Genomic DNA, 21,407 nt, shown 5'->3' on the forward strand with positions numbered 1-21,407 from the left:
GGAGTCCCATGGCCGGCCCGACCGTCGACGCGGATGGAGAGCGGACCTCGGCCCGCGGGGCGGCCGGCGGGGCCGGGCCGGGCCGCGCGGCGGTCGTGGTGCTCGGCGGTCTGGTGGCCCTGGGGCCGCTCACCACCGACCTCTACCTGCCGGCCCTGCCGGCGCTCACCGCGGATCTGCACTCCACCGCACCGGCTGTCCAACTCACCCTGACGGCCTCGCTGCTGGGCATGGCCTTCGGGCAGCTGCTGTTCGGCCCGGCCAGCGACCGGCACGGCCGGCGGCGGCCGCTGCTGGCGGGCATGGGCCTGTACACGCTGGCCACCGCGGTCTGCGTGCTGGCGCCGAGCGTGTCCGTGCTGGTCGCCGGGCGCTTCCTGCAGGGGATGGCGGGCGCGGCCGGGCTGGTGATCGCCCGGGCGGTCGCCCGGGACCGCTACGAGGGTGTGGCGATGATCCGCTTCATGGCGTCGCTGGCCCTGGTGTCCGGGCTGGCGCCGATCGTGGCGCCGGTGCTCGGCGCCCAACTGCTGCACGTCACTACCTGGCGGGGGAGCTTCGTGGTGCTGGCCGTCACCGGCGGCCTGCTGGCCCTGGCCGCGGCCCTGGGGGTGCAGGAGTCGCTGCCGCCCGAACGGCGGCACGCCGGCGGGCTGTCCACCACGCTGCGGGCGGTCGGCGGTCTGCTGCGCGACCGGCGATTCGTCGGCTTCACGGTGACGACCACGTTCTCCTTCGGCGCGCTGTTCGGCTACGTCAGCGGGTCGTCCACCGTGCTGCAGGAGGTCTACCACGTCTCGCCGCAGGCCTACAGCCTGCTGTTCGCGGTCAACTCGGTGGCCCTGATGGCCTCCACGCAGCTGAACGGGCGCGTGCTGGTGACCCGGGTGCGGCCGGACGCGCTGATGGTGACCGGGCTGTGCGGCGCCGTCCTCGCCGGGGCGGTGCTGACCCTCGCCACCGGGGTGTGGGACCTCGGCCTGGCCGCGGTCTGCCCGGCGATGTGCCTGCTGATGACGTCGATGGGCATGGTCGGGCCGAACTCCTCGGCCCGGGCGCTGAGCCGCGCGCCGCACGCGGCCGGGTCGGCCTCGGCGCTGCTCGGCGTCTCCACCTTCGTCTGCGGCGCGGTGGTGGCACCGCTCAGCAGCGTGGCCGGGCACCCGTCCGGGCTCGCCCTGGGGCTGGTCGTGCTGGTCTGCGCGCTGCTCTCGCTGACCACGTTCCTGGTGCTCTGCCGGCCGTGGCGCCCGGCCGCCGTCGCGGCCGCCCGGGCCGGCGCCGGTGCGGGCGCCTGAACGGCGGTCACTGCCCGCGGGCGAGCAGCCTGCCGCGGGCGTACCCGGCGAAGTCCCCTGGGCGGCCGCGGCCGTGGCGTCCGCCGTGTTGCCGCCGGGCTTCACCGTCCCGGCCACCGTGAAGTAGTCGTACCGGCCGACCGAACCGTGCGTGTTGGCGCAGCCCGGACCGGTGCAGTACGAGGTGTGGCCGGACGGCACCAGCCCCTGGACCTGGCCGCGGTACCCGGCCGCGGCGGCGTCCGCCTGGGCCCTGGAGTCGAGCACGGCCACGCCGACGGTCACCGCACTGCTGCCCGAGGTGTAGGTGGCGCGGAGCATCGTGCGGCAGCCCTGCGGGGCCAGCACGTCGCCGAGGCCGCCGGTGGTGGCCTTCCAGCAGGGGACGGTGGAGGCGGTGGTGAGCCTCGTCCAGACCCGGCCGCCGACGGTCAGGTGGTCGGCGAACATCGCCGCGGGGTCGAGCGGGGCGGTGTCGGTTGCCGCGGACGAGATCCGGGTCAGCGGGTCGGTGGGGGCGGCGGAGGACGCTCCGGCCGAGGCCCTGCCGGACGGGCGGCCGCCGGCGGTGCCGGAGGGGCTCGCCGCGGCGCCCGCGGAGGCCGCGGCGGACGCCGAGGGGCCGGCGGAGGCGCCCGGTGCGGTGCCGACGACCACCGGGTCGGACCCGTCGTCGGCCAGTGCGGCCCGGGCGCTCGCCCCGGTGGTCGCGGTGCCCGCGGCGGCGTTCCTGCCGCCGGAGGAGCCGGAGACGGTGACGGCGGTCGCGGTGACGCCGCCGACCAGCAGGACGGCGGCGACCGTGCCGCCGACGACCCGCAGCTGCCGGCGCCGTCTGGTCTCCCGTTCGTGCTGGTCGGCCATGGCGGCCCAGTCCGGGCCGTCCCCGCCCCCGTTGTCGCGGCCCTGCGGCCCGCCCCACCCGTTGCCCATAGCCCGCGATCCTAGAACACGGATGCGAAAAGCCGTCAGGCCCGGCCCGGCCGGCGCCGGGACGGACCTGACGGAGTGCCGGAGTGTCAGGCGATGGAGAAGTCGTCGCCGTAGACGTTGCCCTGGCCGTACCAGCCGTGCAGGTAGACCGAGACGGTGCCGTTGGCGCCGGTGGTGAACGGGACGGTCAGCTTCGTCCAGCCGGTCGAGGACGCCCAGGTGGAGGCGGTGGCACCGCCCGTGACGCCGACGTAGGCGTAGCTGCCTTGGACCCAGGCGGTCAGCGTGTACGCGTGGTTGGGCGCCAGGGTGACGCTCTGCGTGCACTCGCCGGTCTGGCCGGAGGTGGCCGCGGCCAGCAGCGCGTGGGTGCCGGAGTGCGCCGGGGTGGCGACGACGGCGCCGCCGCTCTGGCACGCCCAGGGGGCGAGCGCGCCGGTCTCCAGGCCGCCGTTGACGATGCTGCCGCTGCCGCCGCCACCGGTGCCCTGGACGGTCAGGGTGTAGGTGGCGGTGTGGCTGCCGGAGGGCGCGGTGCCGGTGACGGTGAGCGGGTAGCTGCCGGGGGCGGCGGCCGCGGTGGTGGCCACGGTCAGCGTGGCGCCCGACCCGGCGGTGACCGAGGAGGCGCTCAGCGTGGCGGTGACGCCGGCCGGCGCGCCGCTGACCGACAGGTTCACGGTCTGGGCGGCACCGGCGGTGACGGCGGTGGAGAGCGCGGAGGTGGTGCCGGCGCCCGCGGTGACGCTGCCCGCGGCGGGGCTCAGCCCGAGCGAGAAGTCGTTGGTGACCGGACCGCTGCCGCCGGAGGTGAACGGCGCGAACACGTGGCTGAAGTCCCAGGTGTTCTGGGCGATGCCGGAGCAGTTGTCGGCCCCGGCGGTGCCGGCCGCCGCGCAGCCGCCGTTGTCCCGCTGGAGCGCCCAGAAGGACAGCGTGTTGACGCCCTTGGAGACGGCCCAGTTGTAGACGCTGGCGGCGTTGGCGACGGTGAACGTCTCGGCGGCGCCGAAGTCGTCCACGCCGAGCATCTCGATGATGCCGATGGAGGCCCACAGCTGCGCCGCGGTCTTCGTCGGGTACAGGGTGGCGAGCTGGTTGTAGAGGCCGGTGGCGGCGGTCTGGGTGTCGGTCGCCATGTTGTGCGCGGCGTTGTCGTAGTAGTCGAACGTCATCAGGTTGACGACGTCGATCCGCGCGTTGTTCTGCACCGCGTTCCTCAGCACGGCGAGGCCGCTGGCGGCGAGTCCGCTCGTGGTGGTCGGCAGGGTGTAGGAGAACTGGATCGAGCGGCCGTTCGCGGCCGCCCAGTCGTCGACCAGCTTGATCGCCTTGTTGCGGCGGTCGATGCCCGCGGTGTTGTCCAGCGAGTCGGCCTCGACGTCGAGGTCGATCCGGCTGACCTCGTAGGTGGTGATGATCTTTTCGAGGGCGGCGGCGATCTGGTTCACGTCGGTGCAACTGTCGGCGAGTTCGGTGCCGGTGGTGTCGGCCGTGTAGCCGCCGAGCGAGGGGATGACGTCGCCGCCGGCCGCGCGGATCGTGGCGATGTCGGAGCCGAAGGTGGAGGCGGCGATCGGCATGCCGGTGTCGCCGTTCCAGTACGGGGTGCAGGAGCCCTTGGTGGCGGTCTGGGCGAACGCCAGGGTGAGGTTCTTGGCGCCGGACTGCTGGGCGAGCGCGGCGGGGCTCTCACCCGTCCAGGCCTCGAAGTACGGGGCGAACACGTGCTGCGGCAGCGGAGTCGCGGCCTGGGCGGTGCCACCGCCGGTGACGGCGATCCCGGCGGCGGCGAGCAGGGTGGCACAACCGGTGAGCAGGGCGCTCAGGGGTCGTTGCAGACGCATGGGTACTCCATGGAGACGACGGATGCGGTGGGTCGTGCGGCGGTACAGGGAAGGCACGCCCGGCCGGCGGTCACACCCCCACGATGCGTCCCGGTCGGAGGAACGGCACCCATCTTTGGTCTGGACCAGTCGTCTGTCAAGGTTCCTTACAGTTCGTCAGTCCCGGTGTCTCTCCCCGGCGGTCAGCAGATGTCCGCTCACGCCGAGCAGCGACGGCTCGGACTCGGTGCTCCGCAGGGCGGCCAGCACCGCCTCCCGCCGCTGCGGGTCGTCCAGCCAGTCGTTCACCGGGCCCATCAGCCAGGCCGCGCCCTCCAGGCCGTACTGGCCGGTCACCGCGAGCCCGGCGTCGGCGAACTCCGGCGGCACGTCGCCGGCCCGGTGGAAGTAGGCCGTGGTGAAGAGCTCGTCCTCGGCGCCGGGGGAGAGGAGGCCGGAGGCCGCGCAGGCGTCCGTCAGCGCGCGCCGCCCGGGCTCGAAGTAGCGCTCGGCCCGGAGCTGGTCGTGCAGGCCGGCGAAGCGGTTGATGGTGGCGACGATGACCCGGCCGCCCGGGCGCACCGCGCGCCGTGCCTCGGCCAGCGCCCGGACCCGCTCGGCCCGCCCGGTCAGGTGGTAGAGCGGGCCGAGCAGCAGCACCGCGTCGTAGCCGGCGTCGTCGGCCGGCAGGTCGCGGGCGTCGCCGAGCCGGGCCCGCACGCCGGGCAGCCGCGAGGCCCGCTCGACATGCAGCGGCACCGGGTCGACGAGGTCGACCCGGTGGCCGTCGGCGGCCAGCCATGCCGCGTGCACGCCGGCGCCGCCGCCGACGTCCAGCACCCGCAGCGGGGCGGGCCCGAGCAGTCGGCGCAGGACGTCCTGGGTGCGCCAGAACTCCAGGCGGTTGGCGCCGCGCTGCAGGCGGCCCTCCTCCTCGCCCCGGGAGTAGTAGGCGAGGATCTCCGGAGGGAGGGCGAGTACGGTGTCGTCGGTCATGGCGCCATGGTGGTCGTCCACGATCCGTCCGGCGAGGGATTTTCCGTCCGTCAGACCGCCAGCTCGGGCGGGACGGCGGCCAGTGCCTCCTGGATCGCGGCCACCAGTCTGCGGGCGGACTCCGCGGTCAGCTCCAGGGCGACCCGCGCGCCCGGGCCGCGGCTCGGGTCGGCGAGGTCGATGTTGAGGGTGTGCTCGGCCATCGCGTGCACCGGGTGGTCGAAGTAGACCGTGAGGTCGCTGACGTGGAACCAGGTGCCGCCCGGGCCCTTGGCGCTGCCGTCGATGCTCTCCCGGACGGTGGTGTAGGTGCACACGGTCAGACCCCCAGGTGGATGCGGAGGAAGTCGCCGATCCGCTCCCAGCCGTCGTTGGCGGCGGCCACGTTGTACGAGGGGCGGTCGACGGCGAAGAAGGCGTGGCCGGCGTCCGGGTAGGTGTGGAACGCGTGCTCCTTGCCGTGCGCGGTGAGGATCCCGTCCAGCTCGGCGACCTGCTCGGGGCCGGGGTAGGCGTCCAGGCCGCCGAACAGGCCGAGCAGCGGGGCGCGCAGCCCGGGCAGCCGGTCGACCAGGTTGGTGACCTTCAGCGGGAAGCCCTCCGGCGGGGTGCCGGTGACGAAGGCGCCGTAGCAGTCGACGGCCGCCTCGACGTCCAGCTCGCAGGCGGCCAGGACGGCCTGCCGGCCGCCGGAGCAGTGCCCCAGGACGCCCACCCGGCCGTTGGAGGTCGGCAGGGAGCGCAGGTGGTCGGCGGCGCCGGCGACATCGCCGACCAGCCGCTCGTCGGGCACCCCGCCGGCGGCCCGGACGGTGGCGGCCGCGTCGTCCGGGGCCGCGCCGGGGGCCTCGCGGAAGTGGAGGTTCGGGCAGATCGCGTCGTAGCCGAGCTCGGCCAGGCGGCGGACCATCTCCTTGGTGCCCCGGTCGTAGCCGGGCATGTGGTGGATGACGACGACGCCGCCGCGCCGGTGTCCGCCCTCGGGGCGGGCGAGGTAGGCCTCGATCCCGTCGCCGTGGTGGCCGGCGATCCGGACGGTCGTCGCGCTGAGGGATTCGCTCATGGGCCAGCTATATCACAAGCCAAGACTGAACAGTCTATGCTGCATACCATGACGAGTGCCCCTGATCCGGAGCGGATCGCGACCGACCTCCGGGCCTGTCTCGGCCCGCTGGTGCACCGGCTGCGCCGGTTCAAGCCGGACGGCGAGCTGACGCTGTCGCAGACCTCGGTCCTCGTCCGGCTGGACCGCGAGGGGCCGGCCACCCAGAGCGCCCTCGCCGCGGGCGAGGGGATCCGCCCGCAGTCGATGGGGCCGATCGTGGCCGCCCTGCGGGCCCGCGGCCTGGTCGCCCGGGCCGCCGACCCGGCCGACGGCCGGCAGGTCCTCGTCTCGCTCACCGAGGCGGGTCGGGAGGGCCTGCGCGGTGCCCGCCGCGAACGGTCCCGGCGGCTGGTGCTGGCGATCACCGGGGAGCTGTCCCCGGCCGAGCAGGAGCAGCTGGCCGCGGCGCTGCCGCTGCTGGAGCGGATCGCCCACCGGATCTGACCGGCCCGGCACGGACGGCGCCGCACCCGCCCCGGAGCCGGGGCGGCCGCGGCGCCGCACCGGTCAGCCGAGGCCGTTGGCCTTCAGCCAGTCCTTCGCGACCGCCGACGGGTCCTCCTTGTCGACGGAGACCCGCTTCATCAGGGCGGTCAGCCCGGCGGTGTCGAGCTTGGCCGAGACGGCGTTCAGCGCGGCGGTCGCGGTGGCGTCCACCCCGGCCTTGTTCACCAGCGGGACGACGTTCTGGACGCTGAAGACGTTCTTCGGGTCGGCCAGCGACACCAGCTTGAACTGCACGATCCGCGGGTCGGTGGTGAACACGTTGCCGACCTGGACGGTGCCGTCCTTGAGCGCGTTGGCGGTGGTGTCGGCGGTCGGCTTCCACTCCTTGAAGGCGACCCCGTAGACGTCCTTGAACTGCTGCTCGCGGCGGGACTTGAACTCCGGCGGGCCGCCGACGACCAGGTCGGCCGCCTTGCCGTTCAGGTCGGCGATCGACTTCAGTCCGAGCCGGTCGGCGGTCGCCTGGCTGACCGTCAGCGAGTCCTTGTCCTCGGCCGCGGCCGGGTCGAGCACCGCCAGCGAGGCCGGCAGCTTCTGCTGGAGCGCGGCGTCGACCGCCTCGGTGCTGGTGGCGGTGGTCTTCGGGTCGAGGTAGGCCAGCAGCGCGCCGTTGTACTCCGGCAGCACGGTCAGGTTGCCGCTCTGCAACTGCCCGTAGAGCACCTCGCGGCTGCCGATGTTGAACTTCTCCTGCACGCTCACGCCCTTGGCCTTCAGGGCCTGCGAGTAGATCGAGGCGAGCAGCACGTTCTCCGGGAAGTTGGCCGAGCCGACCACCACGGTCTTCCCGCCGGCCGGGGCCGGGGCGGCGCTGCTGCCGGCGAGCGGGTCGCCGCCGCCGGAGGAGGAGCAGGCCGCGGCGCCCAGCACGAGGGCGGCTGCGGCGAGGGTGCGGACCAGACGGGTCGTCATGTCGATTCCTTGGGTGAGCGGTCGGAGCGCCCGGTTCGGGCGCCCGGCGGACGTGCGAGGCGGATCAGGAGGGCGAAGAGCAGTTGGGCGGCGACCGCGAGCAGCACCACGAGCAGGGCGCCGCCGACGGTGGCCGGGTAGTCGCGGGTGGCCAGACCGTCGACGACGTACCGGCCGAGCCCGCCGAGGCCGACGTAGGCCGCGACGGTCGCGGTGGCGATGGTCTGCACGGTCGCCGTGCGCAGCCCGGCGAGCAGGGTGGGCAGGGCGGCGGGCAGGCAGACCTGCCGCAGCACCTGGGCATGGGTCAGGCCGATGCCGAGCGCGGCGTCACGGACGTCCGGGTCGGTACCGCGCACGCCCTCGGCGGCGGCCACCAGCAGCGGTGGCGCGGCGAGCGCGATGAGCGGCACCAGCACGGCGGTGTCGCCGACCCCGGCGAGCAGCACGGCGAGCGTCACCAGGCCCAGTGTGGGCAGTGCCCGGGCCACCCCGGTCAGCGCCGTCACGGCGAACACGCCGCGGCCGGTGTAGCCGATCAGCAGCCCCAGCGGGACGGCCAACAGGGCGGACCAGAACAGCGCCTCGCCGCAGAACACCAGGTGTTCCGCGATCCGGTGCCCGATCGCGTCCGGCCCGGACTGCCGGGCCGGCGCGGTGAAGAAGGTGTTCAGCCAGCCGGACCAGTTCACCGGGCACCCCCGACGCCCAGGGCGCCAGCAGCCGCCGGGCGAGCAGCAGTACCAGGTCGGTGGTCAGCGCCAGCAGCGCCACCAGCACGATGCCGGCCACGATCGGGGTCGGGAACGTCCGCTGGAAGCCGTCGACGAAAAGGTAGCCGAGGCCGCCCCGGCCCACCAGGGCGCCCACCGCCGCCAGCGAGATCGACGAGACCGCCGCCACCCGCACCCCGGCCACCAGGAACGGCACCGCGGCGGGCAGTTCGACTGCGGCCAGCCGGTGCCACGGCCCGTACCCCATCGCGGTGGCGGCCTGCCGGACGGCCTCCGGGGTCGCCCGCAGCCCGTCCACCGTGGTCGGCAGCAGGACCGCCAGGGCGTAGAAGGTGAGCGGCACCATCACGGTCGCCCGGGTGGCGAGCCCGGTGTACGGGATCAGCACCACGAAGACGGCCAGCGACGGCAGCGCGTACACCACGTTGAACACGGCGGACAGCGGCTGGTAGAGCCGCGGCACCCGGGCGCAGAGCAGCCCCAGCGGGACGGCGACGGCCAGGGCGATCAGCACCGGGACGAGCGAGATGACGGCGTGGTCGAGCGTCAGGTCGCGCAGGTACGCGAGGTGGTCGCCGATCCAGTGCCAGCGGACGATCGGCTCACCGTCCACGGCCGGCCCCCGCACCGTCGGGCTGCGGGGCGTCCGGCTGCGGGGCGTCGGCCGGTGCGCCGCCGCCCTCGGCGCCGAGGGCGGCCAGCACGGCCGCCCGGGAGGCGAGACCGGTGGTGCGCCCGTCGGCGCCCACCGCCACGGCGAGGCCGGCCGGGGAGAGCACCGCGGCGTCCAGCGCCGCGCGCAGCGAGTCGACGGCGGGGGCGAAGGACGGTGCGTCGCGCCGCTCGGGGCCGCGGACCCAGGCGGCGGGCCGGCCGTCGGCGTCCGGTTCGAGCCGCCAGCCGTGGTGGACGCCGTCGGCCGGCAGCAGCGCGACGTCGGCGGCGGGCCGCAGCCCGAGGCCGCGCAGGCCCCGGTCGCGGCCGAGGAACGCCGCCACCCGCTCGTCCGCGGGCGCGGTCAGCAGCGTGTGCGGGTCGGCGAGTTGGGCGATCCGGCCGTGCTCGCGCAGCACCACCACCCGGTCGCCGAGCCGGACGGCCTCCTCGATGTCGTGCGTGACGAACAGCACGGTCTTGTTCAGCTCCGACTGCAGCCGCAGCAGCTCCTCCTGGAGGCCGGCCCGGACGAGCGGGTCGACCGCGCTGAACGGCTCGTCCATCAGCAGGACGGGCGGGTCCGCGGCCAGCGCCCGGGCGACGCCGACCCGCTGCTGCTGGCCGCCGGAGAGCTGGGACGGGTACCGCTTCGCGGTCTCCGGGGCCAGCCCGACCAGCTCCAGCAGTTCGGCCGCGCGGGCCCGGGCCCGCTTCCTGTCCCAGCCCAGCAGGTGGGGGACGGTGGCGACGTTGTCAAGCACCCGGCGGTGCGGGAACAGCCCGGCCTGCTGGATCACGTAGCCGATGCCCCGGCGCAGTGTCGTGGCCTTGAGCCCGGCGACGTCCTGCCCGTCCAGCAGCACCCGGCCGGCGGTCGGTTCGACCATCCGGTTCACCATCCGCAGGATGGTCGTCTTGCCGCAGCCGGACGGGCCGACGAGCACCGTTATTCGGCCCTCCGGCACGTCGAGGTCCAGCTCTTCGACGGCGACGGTCCCGTCCGGATGGCGCTTGCCCGCGCCCTCGAATCTGATCACAGGTGGTTCCCAGCAGCCTGACGTGCGGTGATGTACGGACGGATGAGGCGGAAGTGACAAGCGAACACCTGATCGGCTCCCCAGGTACGCGTCAGCCCAAACCCTCGTCCCCGGAAAGGGTGGGCAGGCCTGCCGCCGCCCAGGCGACGAAGCCGCCGTCCAGATCGGTGGCCCGGTGCAGCCCCAGCTCGCGCAGGCTCGCCGCCGCGAGGCTGGAGGCGTACCCCTCCGAGCAGACCACGATCCAGTGCACGTCGTGGCCGTCCGCCTCGGCGATCCGGTGGCTGCCGGCGGGGTCGAGCCGCCACTCCAGCACGTTCCGCTCGATCACCAGCGCACCGGGGATCCCGCCCTCGCGGGCCCGCTGCGCGGCGGGCCGGATGTCCACCAGCAGGGCGCCCCGCTCCACCGCCCGGGCCGCCTCGGCCGGGCCCGGCCGGTCCACTCCGGCCCGCGCACGGGCCACCAGGTCGTCGATCGTCGTCACCACTGCTCCGGTCCTTCCACGGCGGTGCGGACGAGGCCCTTCGCCCGCAGTTCGTAACGCGACATCTCGCTCAGCGGCGGGGAGTACGCATGGATCGTCACCGCGGGCCCGGTGGAGGTGTTGCGGACGTCGTGCAGGTAGTCGGCGCCGAACGAGCGCTCGCTGCCGGACGGCAGCCGGCGCACCAGCAGCCCGTGGTCGGGGCCGCCCAGCGACAGCTCCTCCAGCTCGCCGAGTGCCACCGCGAACGCGCCGCGCGACCCGCCGTGGTCGTGGAAGCCGGTGGACTGCCCCGGCAGCCAGCTGATCAGCCACACCTCGTGGTCCTCGGCCACGGACAGCCGCTCGTACCAGCGGTCGCCGGTGGCCAGGCGGACCCGGTGGATCCATTCCTCGGGCCGTTCGGCGGCCGCTCTGACGATGGCGCGCAGGGCGTTGGGGGACAGCGGACGCGAGGTGTCCGTCGCTGCGGGGTCGGCGGCGGGTACGGCGAGGTCCAGGCTCATGGCACATCCTCGGGTGACCGGGGGGCGGCGGCAGGCGCCCGCCGGCGAGGGCGGCGCGACGGCCGGGGAGGGAAGAGCGTCAGAACGAACGGACGGTCCCGGCCCCGGAGATCGGCACGGGGAGGAGGGGGACCGTCAGCGGGCACACATGTCGCTCGCCTGGCGTCGCAGATCGACGTGCAGGCGGCAGACCAGGATGGTGCCGGGCTTCATGCCGCGATCGTTCACGACGCGGGCGGCCCGAGTCAAGCCGTGTCCGGCAGGCGGCCGCCCGCGGTGACCCGTTCGGGCGCGGCCGCCGGGCGGCGGGCACGGCGAAGGGCCCGTCCCCCGGGGGAGGGACGGGCCCCGCGCGTGGCCGGTGCAGGCAGCAACACCCTCACCGGAACCGGGTGTTGCTGCCGGAGCGTCAGTTGTTCTGCGTCGCGTCGGAGTCGGCCTGCGCGGCGGCGCTCTCCGCGGAGTCCACCTTCTGCTGCATCTGCTGGACCTGGCCGTCGTCCGCGGTCGCCGCGGCCTTGCCGGGCGAGCTCGCGGTCGGCCCGCAGCCGGTCAGCAGCAGGGCGGCGGCCGCGGCGAGCACCGCGGCGGCTGCCCCGGCCCGGTGACGCGCCGGGCGTCGGCGCACGGGGCGGGGGCTCACTTGCTCGCCGCCGGCGAGGGCTGGGCGGCGCACCAGGTGGCCACCGACTTCAGGTCGGCCTGGCGGGTCTGCAGCGTCGGCAGCAGGCTCTTGCGGAAGGTCAGCCGGTCATTGAGGTAGGTGTAGATCTCGGTGTGCCCGGCGGCCTTGGCGTCGGTCACCCGCTGCTGCAGCCGGGCCACCGAGCCGAGGACGGTGGTGTCGCCGTTGAGCCGCTGGACGGCCTTGTCGACGCGCTCCTGGATCTTCGGCAGGCGCTTGCAGACCGACTTCGCGCCGTCGTTCTTCGGCGCGGACGCCGCCTGGGCGGGGACGGCGGCGAGCAGCGTGCCTGCGAGGGCGAGTGCGCCGACAGCGGCGGCCTTGCGGTTGACGTGCATGGCGGTTCTCCTCCGGTACCGGGGTGATCGGACGCGGGGAGCGTAGGACGGCTTCTTGTGGAATCCCTGTGATCCCGTCCGGGGCCCGCCCGGCTCACCGGTCGCCGGAGAGCCAGTCGCGGCGGGCCGGCAGCTGCAGGGTCGGCGCCTCCGGCCGCAGCAGCGGCAGCCGCACCTCGAACCGGCACCCGCCCGGCGGCGGCGCGTCGCCGACCGTCACCGTGCCGCGGTGCAGCGCCGCCTGCTGGGCCACCAGGGTCAGGCCGAGGCCCGACCCCGGGCTGTCCGGCCGCCGGTGGAAGCGGTGGAAGACCGCGGCCCGCTCGGCCGGCGGCACACCCGGTCCGGTGTCGTCGACGGTCAGCACCGCGGCCCCGCTGCGGCCGGCCCGCAGCCGCACCGTGATCCTTGCCGGGCCGCCGCCGGGCGGACGGCCGTGCACGACGGCGTTGCCGACCAGGTTGGCGAGCGCGATCCGCAGGCCCGCCTCCCACCCGAACACCCGGATCCCCGGCTCCACCGCGGCGTCGATCACGGCCTGCGGACGGCGGCGCACCGCCTCCGCGACCGCGCTCTCCACCAGCTCGCCCAGGTCCAGCTCGGTGAAGGCGGAGACCTCGACCAGGTCGCCGCTGGCCAGCGTCCGCAGCGCGGTGAGCAGTTCCTCCAGCCGGGCATGGTCCTCCGACAGCTCGGCGACCACCTCGGCCCGCTCGTCGGCCGGCAGGCCGGGGTGGGCGGCCAGCACGTCCAGATTGGTGCGCATCGCGGTCAGCGGGGTCCGCAGCTCGTGCGAGGCCGCGGAGGAGAACGACCGCGCGGTGTCGAGGGCCTGCGCCGTCCGGCCGGCCTGCTCGTCGTAGCGGGCCAGCAGCAGGCCCAGCGCGGCAGCCAGTTCGTCGACCTCCAGGACCCGGCTCGGGGTGTGCGCGAGTGCCGTCGCCCCGCTGCCCGGATCCAGCGCGGCGGCCCGGGCGCTGAGCCGGCGCAGCGAGGCGGTGGCCCGCCCCGCCAGGCCGAACGCGAGCAGGCCGGCCACCGGCGCGGCCAGCAGCGCGACCAGCAGCACCCGCCGCCGGACGGCCGCGACCTGCGGATCCACCGCCGAGGACGGCGAGACCAGCCAGAGCGTGCCGGGTGCCGCGCCGTCCACCCGGACGGACAGCACCCGCCACGACCGGCCGGAGTCCCGGACGGTCACCGGGGCGTCGGCGGCGGCCGGCAGCGGGACGCTCTCGGCCGGCTGCGGGCCGACGACGAGCCGGACGGTGCCGTCCTCGCCGGCCAGCCGGACCCCGGAATCCAGTGCCCCGTCGAGGACCTTGCGCTGCTGGTTCTGCTCGGCCCGGGGCCTGCCCTTGCTGTCCGCGGCGAGCAGGGTGCGCACGTTCGGCAGCACCGCGGCGGCCCGCTCGCGCAGCACCGCGTCCTGCTGGCGGGCGAGGTCGCGGTGGACCAACCCGAGCAGCAGCAGGCCCGCCGCCAGCACCAGCACCGGTACGAGGACGGTCACCGAGAGCGCGATCCGGCTGGAGAGCTTCACGGCTGCCCCCGTCGGACGGCAGCCGCAGCACGAACCCGACCCCGCGGACGGTGTGCACCAGGCGCGGCCGCCCGCCGTCCTCCAGCTTGCGCCGCAGGTAGCTGACGAAGGTGTCCACGGCGTCGCTGCGCACCTCGAAGTCGTAGCCCCAGACCCGGTCCAGCAGCTGGTCCCGGGTGAGCACGATCCCGGCGTTGCGGACGAGCTGGGTGAGCAGTTCGAACTCGCGCCGGGTCAGGTGGAGCTCGGTGTCCTCCCAGTGCACTCGGCGGGTCGCGGGGGAGACCGTCAGCGGGCCGGCCCGCAGCACGTCGGACGGCGGTGCCGGTCGCCGGCGCAGCAGGGCGTGCAGCCGCAGTACCAGCTCCTCCAGGGCGAAGGGCTTCACCAGGTAGTCGTCGGCCCCGGCCTGCAGCCCGGCGACCCGGTCGGCGAGCTCGTCCAGCGCGGAGAGCATCAGCACCGGGGTCTCGTCGCCGACGGCCCGCAGCGCCCGGCAGACGCCCGTCCCGTCGAGCCCGGGCATCGAGACGTCCAGCACCAGCACGTCCGGTGCGGTCGGGCCGTCCATCAGCGCCAGCGCGCTCTCGCCGTCCGGCGCGACCTGGACGGCGAAGCCGCTCAGCCGCAGCCCGCGCTCCAGCGACCGCCGGATCGCCGCGTCGTCGTCCACCACCAGCACCCGGCCACCTGCGCCGCCCATCGGCACCTCCTCGCCCTGCGGGCCGCCGACTCTCTCACGCGCGGGCGGGCGCCGGACGGCCGGGGTGGCTCGCCGGGCCCCGCGCTCGTCCGACGATCCCTACGGCTTGCGGGCGACCGCGCCGTACATGCTGACCCGGTGGGCGGCCTCGTCCGGGTCGGCGTCCGGCCGCCACAAGGGCACGGTCACCACCCCGGGCTCCAGCACCTCCAGGCCGTCCAGGAGGGTGCGGACCTCGGCGCGGCTGCGCCCCACCAGCGGCGCGGTCGCCCGGTCGTACACGCCGGTGACCCGGTCGCGGATCTCGTCCGGGATGAAGTCCGCGGTGCCGTGGGAGAGGATCAGGTGGCTGCCGGGTGCGAGGGCGTCGATCAGGGTCTTGAGGACGAGGGCGGGCTCGTCCTCGTCCGGCAGGAAGTGCAGCACGGCGGCGAGGACGAGGGCGACCGGCCGGTCGAGGTCGAGCAGTTCGCCGACCTCGGGGGCGGCGAGGATGGCGGCCGGGCTGCGGAGGTCGGCCTGCAGGACGGCGGTGCGGCCCAGGCCCATGCCGGCCATCAGGGCGCGGGCGTGGGTGAGCACGATCGGGTCGTTGTCGACGTAGACGACCCGTGCCGCCGGGTTGACCAGCTGGGCGATCTCGTGGGTGTTGCCGGCGGTCGGGATGCCGGTGCCGATGTCGAGGAACTGGTCGATGCCCTGCCCGGCGACGTGGCGCACGGCCCGCTGGAGGAAGGCGCGGTTGGCACGGGCGGTGGTGCGGAACTCCGGGTTGGCGGCGAGCGCCCGCTCGGCGGCCTCCCGGTCGGCGGGGAAGTTGTCCTTGCCGCCCAGGTAGTAGTCGTACATCCGGGCCGGGTGCGGAACGTCGGCCCGCAGATCGACGCCGCCCCCGCGCCCCGTGCCCCACACGCCGTCCTGGTCCACCGTCTGCCTCCACCCATGATCGGACCGGCTGTCGGCGCCCAGCCTAGGGCCTGCGGTCCCGGCGCGGGGCTGTCCGGACCACAGGTCAGATCTGCGGTCACGCATGGGCGTTCGAGCAGGGGGAACCACCAGGGGGAGGGGGCGTCCCCCTGTACGCGGCGGTGCGCCGCCGGAGCACGAAGGGCAGGAGACGGGTATGGGGATCGTCGGCTGGATCATTCTGGGCCTGGTGGCCGGGGCCATCGCCAAGCTGCTGCTGCCCGGGCGCGACCCGGGCGGCTTCATCGTGACCACGCTGATCGGCATCGCCGGTTCGTTCGTCGGGGGATGGCTCTCCTCGACGGTGCTGCACCGCTCGGTGACCAAGCACTTCTTCGACCTGGCCACCTGGGGCTCGGCCATCGTCGGGGCCCTGGTGCTGCTGATCGCGTACCGGCTGCTGTTCGGCAACTCCCGGGACTGACCGGACGGGTGGGGCGGGAGGGACCGGCCGGCGGCGTCTGCCGCCGGCCGGTCCCTTTTCGGTCCCGATGCGGGAGCGCTCCCACCAGTGATGACGCCACCGGTGTCGAACGATGTCGAAACTTCCGTCTGCACAAGGGATTTCGCTGAGAGGCATGCGCGGCTACGATCGGCCCCGGCCGTGCGGGAGCGCTCCCATGCTCGGCGGCCGCCCCATCCTCTCCCACCCGAGAGCACGCGGAGGACACTGTGAGCACCCCCGAGCCCCTTCGGCGCGCCGTCCCGGCACCCGGCCCCACCCCGCGGCGCCACCGGGCCGGTGCCCGGCGCGGCCGCACGGCCGGCCTCGCCCTGGCCGTCGGCGCAGTGGCCGCCGCGATGCTGGTGGCCACCCAGACCGGCGCCGGCGCCGCCGTGCAGGGCAGCCTGCCCGCGACGACCCAGTTCTACAAGGACCCGGCCTCCCAGGTCGTCAAGTGGGTCGCCGCGAACCCGAACGACTCGCGCACCCCGGTGATCTCCAAGCGGATCGCCTCCCAGCCGCAGGGCATCTGGTTCGCCAACTACAAGCCCGACACCATCACCGCGGACGTCCGCACGGTCACCTCGGCCGCCGCCGGAGCCGGCCAGGTGCCCGTCCTGGCCGTGTACGAGATCCCCAACCGCGACTGCGGCGGCGCCTCCGCGGGCGGCGCGCCCGATCTGGCCTCGTACGACGCCTGGGTGGCGAAGTTCGCCGCCGGGCTCGGCAGCGGGCGCTCGGTGGTGATCCTGGAGCCGGACTCGATCGCGCTGACCACCTGCCTGTCCGCGCAGCAGCAGGCCGACCGGTTCGCCTCGCTCTCCCGGGCCGGCGCCACGATCCACGCCGCCGCGCCGAACGCCAAGGTCTACATGGACGGCGGGCACTCCGCCTGGAACAGCGCCGCCGAGCAGGCCAACCGGCTGCGCAGCGCCGGTGTGCTGAGCAACGCGGACGGCTTCTTCACCAACGTCTCCAACTTCAACAGCACCGCGAACGAGGTCGCCTACAGCAAGTCGGTGCTGTCCTCGCTCGGCAACCCCGGCAACCTGCACGCCGTCGTCGACACCAGCCGCAACGGCAACGGCCCGGCGGGCGGCGGCGCCTGGTGCGACCCCTCCGGCCGTGCGATCGGCGCCTACCCGACCGCCGCCACCGGGGACGCCGCGATCGACGCCTTCCTCTGGATCAAGCCCCCGGGCGAGGCGGACGGCTGCGCGGCCGCCGCGGGCACCTTCGTCGCGGACATCGCCTACCAGCTGGCCGTCAACGCCGCCGACCCGACTGCCCCGCCGACCAGCCAGCCGCCCACGTCGCAGCCCCCGACCAGCCAGCCGCCCACGTCGCAGCCGCCCACCTCGCAGCCCCCGACCTCGCAGCCGCCGACCGGCAGCGCGGCGTGCTCGGTGGCCTACCGCACCAACGCCTGGACGGGCGGGTTCACCGCGGACGTGACCGTGCGCAACACCGGCACGGCGAGCGTGACCGGCTGGACGCTCCGCTGGACGTACCCGGGGGACCAGAAGGTCACCAGCGCCTGGAACGCGACGGTCACCCAGTCCGGTGCGACCGTCACCGCGACCGACCTGGGGTACAACGGCAGCCTGGCGCCCGGTGCCTCCACGGGCTTCGGCTTCCAGGGCACCTTCGCCGCGTCCAACGCCGCGCCGACCTCCTTCACCCTCAACGGTGCCACCTGCACCCTCGCCTGACGCGGTACCGGGCCGCCGCCGGCCGGGCTCAGCCCCGGCCGGCGGCGGCCCCGCCGTCCGGCACCGCAGTGGCGCCGGCCCAGCCGGGCAGGCCCTCGCGGGCGGCCAGCCAGCCGACCGGCACCCCCGCCAGGCCCGTCCGAGCGGCGACCACGCCGGCCGCCATCGCGCAGGTGGTGTCCATGTCGCCCCAGCCGCCGAGGGTCTCCCAGAGGGCGTCCGGCAGCGAGTCGAGCTGCCCGGCCGCCGACCAGAGCGCGAACGGGACGGTGTCCGGGGCGGACAGCAGGGCGCCCGAGCCGAGCACGACCGCGGCGTGCCGGATGCTCGTACCGGCCGGCAGCCGGGCGGCCGTCCGCAGACCCGAGCGCACGTCGCCCGCCGGCAGCCGGTCGGCGACCGCCCGCAGGAAGTCGGCCCGGGCGGGGGCCGCCGAGCCCCGGCTGCGCGCCGCGAACGCGGCGGCCAGCGCCACCGCGACCGCGCCCGCCGCGGCCTCCGGGTGGAAGTGCGTGGTCACCGCGGAGAGTCGGGCCTGCTCGGCGACCCGGTCGAGATCGTCGGCGAACCACGCGCCGAGCGGCGCGACCCGCATCGCGGCGCCGTTGCCGTGCGAGCCCTGCCCGCCGAACATCGCCGAGGTGACCGTGCGCCAGTCGGCGCCGTCCCGGACCTGCCGCAGCACCTGGTGCATCGACGGCCCGTACGTGCGGCCGGGCTGCGCGGTGTACGCGGCGGCGAACGCGCCGGCCAGCTCGTCCTGCCGCACCTCGCCGAAGTCGAGCAGGTGCCGGACGAGGACGAGGGCCATCGCGGTGTCGTCCGTCCAGTGCCAGGGGGCGCGGCGCGGGATCCTGGCCGCGTACTCCGCGGCCGCCTCGTCGACCCCCGGCGAGAACCAGCGGTCGCCGAAGGCGTCGCCGAGGGCGAGGCCCTGCAGGCTGTCCAGGGCGGGGGTGGGGGCGCGCACGTCATCCTCCAGGTGAGAAGAACCGGAGGCGCCATTGTGGGTGCGGGGCGGCGGGCCGCGCGAGCCGTTTTGCCGCCGCATCGGCCCCGGGGCACGTCCGTTAGGGTCGGCCCATGCCACAGGAACGGATCGTCGGCGGGGCCGGATCGCCGACCGCCACCCGCTCGGCGACCTCCGGGCCGGTCACCGCGGCGGACGTCGGACGGGCCGTCGGCCTGGCGGTCGCCACGCTGACGGACGCGCTCGCGGCCGACTGGCACACCCGGGCCGGAGACCTGGACTGGGACTGCTGGGAGACCCTGGAGCACACGGCCGACGGGCTGTTCGCCTACGCCGCCCAGCTCGCGCCGGCACGTCCTCCGCTGGACGGCTTCGTGCCGCTGCGCTGGCGGCGCGACCGGCCCGAGGGGCCGCCGAACGTGGTGTTCGTCGACCGGGCCGTCGGTGCGGCGGGCCTGCTGCAGGTGCTGGAGACCGGCGGCGGACTCCTGGCGGCGATGGTCGCGACGGTCCCGCCGGAGGCCGGGCCTTCCACGCCTACGGGGTGTCGGACCCGGAGGGCTTCGCCGCGATGGGGGTGGTGGAGACCCTGGTGCACACCCACGACGTGACGACCGGGCTGGGCCTGGGCTGGTCCCCGCCGGCCGGGCTGTGCGACCGGGCGCTGGCCCGGCTGTTCCCCGGGGCGCCGGGGGACTCCGACCGGTGGGCCACCCTGCTCTGGGCCACCGGACGGGCCGCGCTGCCCGCGCACCCGCGCCGGGCCTTCGACCGCTGGCACAGCGCGCCGCTGCGGGACGGGACGGCCTGAGCGATCGATCGGCCGGCCCCGTGCAGTCCGCCCGTTCAGCGGCCGCGCAGGCCGTTCAGCAGCAGGGACCAGAGCGCCTCGAAGTCCGCCCCGGCCCGCTCGTGCGACCACTCGTGCGCGTGTGCCGGGTCGTGGAAGTGTGCGGTGGCCTGGAAGACCGCGCGGGCGGCCGAGCCGGCGTCCGGGGTGCGGAAGACCCCCTGGGCGACACCGTCCTCGACGATCCGCCGGATCTGCCCGACCAGCGTCGCCACGTGGGCGTCGACGGTGGTGCTCAGCTCGCCGACCAGCGTCATGTAGGTGGCGAACATCTCCGGGTCGTCCAGCGCCTTCTGCCGCTTGGCCGCGAACAGCGTCGCCAGCCAGCGGTGCAGCCGCTCGTCCGCGGGGCCGCCGTCCTCGGCGATCGCGGCCAGCTCGTCGTGCGAGCGGTCCAGCCAGCGCTGGGTGACCGCCTCGCGCAGGGCCGCCTTGCTGGGGAAGTGCCGGTAGACGCTGCCGTGGCTGACGCCGAGCGCCCGGGCGATGTCCACCACCGTCGCCTTCGCCGGGCCGAACCGCCGCAGGACGTCCTCCGCCGCGCACAGGATCTGCTCGGGGGTGAGTGCGTTGTCCGTGGTCACGGGGAGGCCGTCCTTCGTCGGTGCGTGGTGCGGGTGGCTCAGCGCTCGCTGTCGAGGCCGGCCATCTGGGCCGCAGCGTACCGGTCGCCCGCGGCGGAACCGGCGGGGACGGCGGCCTCGATCGCGGCGAGGTCCGCGGCGGAGAGCTGCACGTCGAGGGCGCCGAGCGCCTCCGTCAGGCGGTCCCGGCGGCGGGCGCCGACCAGCGGCACGATGTCGGAGCCGCGGGAGGCGACCCAGGCGATCGCGACCTGGGCGACGCTGGCGCCCCGGGCCTCGGCGATCGCCCGCAGCGCCTCGACCAGGGCCAGGTTGTGGGTGAGGTTGTCGCCCTGGAAGCGCGGGCTGTGGCCGCGGAAGTCGGTCGCGGCGATCTCGGTGTCCGGCCGCCAGTGGCCGCTGAGCAGGCCGCGGGAGAGCACGCCGTAGGCGGTGATGCCGATGCCGAGCTCGCGGGCGGTCGGCAGGACTTCGGCCTCCAGGGTGCGGGAGATCAGCGAGTACTCGATCTGCAGGTCGCTGATCGGGTGCACGGCGGCGGCCCGGCGCAGGGTGGCGGCGCCGACCTCGGAGAGGCCGATGTGCCGGACCCAGCCGGCCTTGACCAGGTCGGCGATGGCGCCGACGGTCTCCTCGATCGGCACCTTCGGGTCGAGCCGGGCCGGGCGGTAGACGTCGATGTAGTCGGTGCGCAGTCGGCGCAGGGAGTAGGCGAGCGAGGCCTTGGTCGCGGCCGGGCTCGCGTCGTAGCCGAGCCAGCTGTTGTCGGGGCCGCGCTGGGCGCCGTACTTGACGCTGATCTGCACGCTCTCGCGGTCCCGGCCGCGCAGCGCTTCGTGCAGCAGCAGTTCGTTGTGGCCCATGCCGTAGAAGTCGCCGGTGTCGAGCAGGGTGACGCCGGCGTCCAGGGCGGCGTGCACGGTGGCGATCGACTCGGCCTCGTCGGCGGGGCCGTAGAGGTCGGACATGCCCATCAGGCCGAGGCCGATCGCGGAGGTGGCCGGGCCGGTGGTGCCGAGCGTGGTGCGGGCGGGTCGGGTGGTCATGGGGTGCTCCCGAAAGGGGTCGGTTGCTGACCCTGACGACTATGGCACATGGAATGACAGATTTCAATATCTGTCATTCCATGTGCCATTCCCCGCCCCGCGTGCCGTACCGGACGGCGGACCCGGGCGGACGCGCGGACCGCTCCGACCCGTACCAAAGGCTGATCGGCCGTCACTCGTCGGACGTGGATCCGCCGCCCGCGTGCGGTTCGTCCTGCCGAACCGTCGCCGCAGGTCCATCGTGGAAGCGGGACGCGCGCAGACCGGCCGGCGCCGGGTTGCGGAGCACCGGGCCACCTCGCACGGAAACGAACGGGTCTTCTAGGCTCACTTCTCGTGTTCCCGGCGGCGGGGCCCGTCCGCACCGCGCACCGGGACGCCGTCCACGGGCCCCGGGCCGAGCCGGGGTCGCCGGAGCGAGCGAGGAGGACGCAGTGGCGCCCAGTCCGAGGCTGCATCATCAGCCGTTGCCCAGTCGAAGGTCCGGTCCGGCGGGAGCCCGCGGCGGGGCGGCGGCCCCACCGGGTGCCGCACCCGCCGCACCGTGCGCCGCCGACCGGACCGGAG

The 21,407-nt window shown here is 75.2% G+C and carries 21 protein-coding genes and 3 pseudogenes; 6 read left to right on the forward strand and 18 right to left on the reverse strand.

All coding sequences use genetic code 11. The features are described from left to right. Positions 1 to 8: 8 nt before the first annotated feature. Positions 9 to 1,298 (forward strand): multidrug effflux MFS transporter, encoded by a 1,290-nt coding sequence (locus ABEB13_RS30580; protein WP_345708044.1) that lies wholly within the window; start codon positions 9 to 11, stop codon positions 1,296 to 1,298. 151 nt (positions 1,299 to 1,449) lie between these two features. Beyond that, positions 1,450 to 1,605, forward strand: coding sequence for a hypothetical protein (locus ABEB13_RS30585; protein WP_345708045.1), 156 nt, complete (start codon positions 1,450 to 1,452; stop codon positions 1,603 to 1,605). A 712-nt stretch (positions 1,606 to 2,317) separates the two neighbouring features. On the opposite strand, the gene ABEB13_RS30590 is transcribed toward ABEB13_RS30585, so the two are convergent. The 4 genes from ABEB13_RS30590 to ABEB13_RS30605 all read right to left on the reverse strand — a co-directional run bounded on the left by ABEB13_RS30590 (position 2,318) and on the right by ABEB13_RS30605 (position 6,116). Further along, on the reverse strand, positions 2,318 to 4,078 hold the full coding sequence (locus ABEB13_RS30590; RefSeq protein ID WP_345708046.1) for a glycosyl hydrolase family 18 protein: 1,761 nt from the start codon (positions 4,076 to 4,078) through the stop codon (positions 2,318 to 2,320). A gap of 156 nt (positions 4,079 to 4,234) precedes the next feature. Next, a complete protein-coding gene (locus ABEB13_RS30595; RefSeq protein WP_345708047.1) occupies positions 4,235 to 5,053 on the reverse strand; it encodes a class I SAM-dependent methyltransferase in 819 nt (272 codons plus the stop codon). Positions 5,054 to 5,103: 50 nt separating this feature from the next. Further along, positions 5,104 to 5,370 carry a DUF6295 family protein gene (locus tag ABEB13_RS30600; RefSeq protein WP_345708048.1) on the reverse strand — a complete coding sequence of 89 codons (267 nt, stop codon included), beginning with the start codon at positions 5,368 to 5,370 and terminating at the stop codon, positions 5,104 to 5,106. Positions 5,371 to 5,372: 2 nt separating this feature from the next. After that, positions 5,373 to 6,116, reverse strand: a complete 744-nt coding sequence (locus tag ABEB13_RS30605; protein WP_345708049.1) for a dienelactone hydrolase family protein — start codon at positions 6,114 to 6,116, stop codon at positions 5,373 to 5,375. Positions 6,117 to 6,164: 48 nt separating this feature from the next. Between ABEB13_RS30605 and ABEB13_RS30610 the strand changes: the two genes are divergently transcribed. Beyond that, a complete protein-coding gene (locus tag ABEB13_RS30610; RefSeq protein WP_345708050.1) occupies positions 6,165 to 6,602 on the forward strand; it encodes a MarR family winged helix-turn-helix transcriptional regulator in 438 nt (145 codons plus the stop codon). Positions 6,603 to 6,665: 63 nt separating this feature from the next. On the opposite strand, the gene ABEB13_RS30615 is transcribed toward ABEB13_RS30610, so the two are convergent. The 11 genes and pseudogenes from ABEB13_RS30615 to ABEB13_RS30665 all read right to left on the reverse strand — a co-directional run bounded on the left by ABEB13_RS30615 (position 6,666) and on the right by ABEB13_RS30665 (position 15,194). Beyond that, positions 6,666 to 7,577 (reverse strand): ABC transporter substrate-binding protein, encoded by a 912-nt coding sequence (locus ABEB13_RS30615; RefSeq protein ID WP_345708051.1) that lies wholly within the window; start codon positions 7,575 to 7,577, stop codon positions 6,666 to 6,668. After that, positions 7,574 to 8,269 carry an ABC transporter permease gene (locus ABEB13_RS30620; protein WP_345708052.1) on the reverse strand — a complete coding sequence of 232 codons (696 nt, stop codon included), beginning with the start codon at positions 8,267 to 8,269 and terminating at the stop codon, positions 7,574 to 7,576. Before ABEB13_RS30620 ends, ABEB13_RS30615 begins: the two co-directional genes overlap by 4 nt. 106 nt (positions 8,270 to 8,375) lie before the next feature. Beyond that, a pseudogene (locus ABEB13_RS30625) lies at positions 8,376 to 8,939 on the reverse strand (ABC transporter permease); the annotation flags it as partial. Continuing rightward, complete coding sequence (locus ABEB13_RS30630) at positions 8,914 to 10,005, reverse strand: ABC transporter ATP-binding protein (protein WP_345708053.1); 1,092 nt, start codon at positions 10,003 to 10,005, stop codon at positions 8,914 to 8,916. The gene ABEB13_RS30630 and the pseudogene ABEB13_RS30625, both read right to left, overlap by 26 nt. Before the next feature lie 91 nt (positions 10,006 to 10,096). Beyond that, complete coding sequence (locus ABEB13_RS30635) at positions 10,097 to 10,495, reverse strand: rhodanese-like domain-containing protein (protein WP_345708054.1); 399 nt, start codon at positions 10,493 to 10,495, stop codon at positions 10,097 to 10,099. After that, positions 10,489 to 10,998, reverse strand: a complete 510-nt coding sequence (locus tag ABEB13_RS30640; protein ID WP_345708055.1) for a cysteine dioxygenase — start codon at positions 10,996 to 10,998, stop codon at positions 10,489 to 10,491. Before ABEB13_RS30640 ends, ABEB13_RS30635 begins: the two co-directional genes overlap by 7 nt. 409 nt (positions 10,999 to 11,407) lie before the next feature. Beyond that, positions 11,408 to 11,626 (reverse strand): hypothetical protein, encoded by a 219-nt coding sequence (locus tag ABEB13_RS30645; protein ID WP_345708056.1) that lies wholly within the window; start codon positions 11,624 to 11,626, stop codon positions 11,408 to 11,410. An 11-nt stretch (positions 11,627 to 11,637) separates the two neighbouring features. Continuing rightward, positions 11,638 to 12,021 carry a hypothetical protein gene (locus tag ABEB13_RS30650; protein WP_345708057.1) on the reverse strand — a complete coding sequence of 128 codons (384 nt, stop codon included), beginning with the start codon at positions 12,019 to 12,021 and terminating at the stop codon, positions 11,638 to 11,640. A gap of 94 nt (positions 12,022 to 12,115) precedes the next feature. After that, the gene (locus tag ABEB13_RS30655) at positions 12,116 to 13,564 is read right to left on the reverse strand and encodes a sensor histidine kinase (RefSeq protein WP_345708058.1); all 1,449 of its coding nucleotides are present in this window, start codon (positions 13,562 to 13,564) and stop codon (positions 12,116 to 12,118) included. A gap of 22 nt (positions 13,565 to 13,586) precedes the next feature. Then, positions 13,587 to 14,267: pseudogene (locus ABEB13_RS30660) on the reverse strand (response regulator transcription factor); the annotation flags it as partial. 99 nt (positions 14,268 to 14,366) lie between these two features. Next, positions 14,367 to 15,194, reverse strand: a complete 828-nt coding sequence (locus ABEB13_RS30665; RefSeq protein WP_345708059.1) for an SAM-dependent methyltransferase — start codon at positions 15,192 to 15,194, stop codon at positions 14,367 to 14,369. A 196-nt stretch (positions 15,195 to 15,390) separates the two neighbouring features. Here ABEB13_RS30665 and ABEB13_RS30670 point away from each other — a divergent pair, with 196 nt between their 5' ends. Beyond that, positions 15,391 to 15,657 (forward strand): GlsB/YeaQ/YmgE family stress response membrane protein, encoded by a 267-nt coding sequence (locus ABEB13_RS30670; RefSeq protein ID WP_100887813.1) that lies wholly within the window; start codon positions 15,391 to 15,393, stop codon positions 15,655 to 15,657. Between the two features lie 248 nt (positions 15,658 to 15,905). After that, on the forward strand, positions 15,906 to 17,390 hold the full coding sequence (locus ABEB13_RS30675; RefSeq protein WP_345708060.1) for a glycoside hydrolase family 6 protein: 1,485 nt from the start codon (positions 15,906 to 15,908) through the stop codon (positions 17,388 to 17,390). 28 nt (positions 17,391 to 17,418) lie between these two features. Here ABEB13_RS30675 and ABEB13_RS30680 read toward each other — a convergent pair whose 3' ends face one another. Continuing rightward, on the reverse strand, positions 17,419 to 18,360 hold the full coding sequence (locus tag ABEB13_RS30680) for an ADP-ribosylglycohydrolase family protein (protein ID WP_345708061.1): 942 nt from the start codon (positions 18,358 to 18,360) through the stop codon (positions 17,419 to 17,421). A gap of 113 nt (positions 18,361 to 18,473) precedes the next feature. Here ABEB13_RS30680 and ABEB13_RS30685 point away from each other — a divergent pair. Then, positions 18,474 to 19,171 (forward strand): annotated as a pseudogene (locus tag ABEB13_RS30685) (hypothetical protein). 35 nt (positions 19,172 to 19,206) lie between these two features. On the opposite strand, the gene ABEB13_RS30690 reads toward ABEB13_RS30685, so the two are convergent. After that, the gene (locus ABEB13_RS30690; RefSeq protein WP_345708062.1) at positions 19,207 to 19,794 is read right to left on the reverse strand and encodes a TetR/AcrR family transcriptional regulator; all 588 of its coding nucleotides are present in this window, start codon (positions 19,792 to 19,794) and stop codon (positions 19,207 to 19,209) included. A 38-nt stretch (positions 19,795 to 19,832) separates the two neighbouring features. Beyond that, complete coding sequence (locus ABEB13_RS30695) at positions 19,833 to 20,840, reverse strand: aldo/keto reductase (RefSeq protein ID WP_345708063.1); 1,008 nt, start codon at positions 20,838 to 20,840, stop codon at positions 19,833 to 19,835. Positions 20,841 to 21,407: the final 567 nt, after the last annotated feature.

The organism is Kitasatospora paranensis, from assembly GCF_039544005.1.
Classification (GTDB): domain Bacteria; phylum Actinomycetota; class Actinomycetes; order Streptomycetales; family Streptomycetaceae; genus Kitasatospora; species Kitasatospora paranensis.

Bases quoted from the DNA above. Each gene is read 5' to 3' on its own strand.
- ABEB13_RS30580 (WP_345708044.1), top strand. From the start codon at position 9: ATGGCCGGCCCGACCGTCGACGCGGATGGAGAGCGGACCTCGGCCCGC.
- ABEB13_RS30590 (WP_345708046.1), bottom strand. From the start codon at position 4,078: ATGCGTCTGCAACGACCCCTGAGCGCCCTGCTCACCGGTTGTGCCACC.
- ABEB13_RS30595 (WP_345708047.1), bottom strand. From the start codon at position 5,053: ATGACCGACGACACCGTACTCGCCCTCCCTCCGGAGATCCTCGCCTAC.
- ABEB13_RS30605 (WP_345708049.1), bottom strand. From the start codon at position 6,116: ATGAGCGAATCCCTCAGCGCGACGACCGTCCGGATCGCCGGCCACCAC.
- ABEB13_RS30610 (WP_345708050.1), top strand. From the start codon at position 6,165: ATGACGAGTGCCCCTGATCCGGAGCGGATCGCGACCGACCTCCGGGCC.
- ABEB13_RS30615 (WP_345708051.1), bottom strand. From the start codon at position 7,577: ATGACGACCCGTCTGGTCCGCACCCTCGCCGCAGCCGCCCTCGTGCTG.
- ABEB13_RS30640 (WP_345708055.1), bottom strand. From the start codon at position 10,998: ATGAGCCTGGACCTCGCCGTACCCGCCGCCGACCCCGCAGCGACGGAC.
- ABEB13_RS30650 (WP_345708057.1), bottom strand. From the start codon at position 12,021: ATGCACGTCAACCGCAAGGCCGCCGCTGTCGGCGCACTCGCCCTCGCA.
- ABEB13_RS30670 (WP_100887813.1), top strand. From the start codon at position 15,391: ATGGGGATCGTCGGCTGGATCATTCTGGGCCTGGTGGCCGGGGCCATC.
- ABEB13_RS30695 (WP_345708063.1), bottom strand. From the start codon at position 20,840: ATGACCACCCGACCCGCCCGCACCACGCTCGGCACCACCGGCCCGGCC.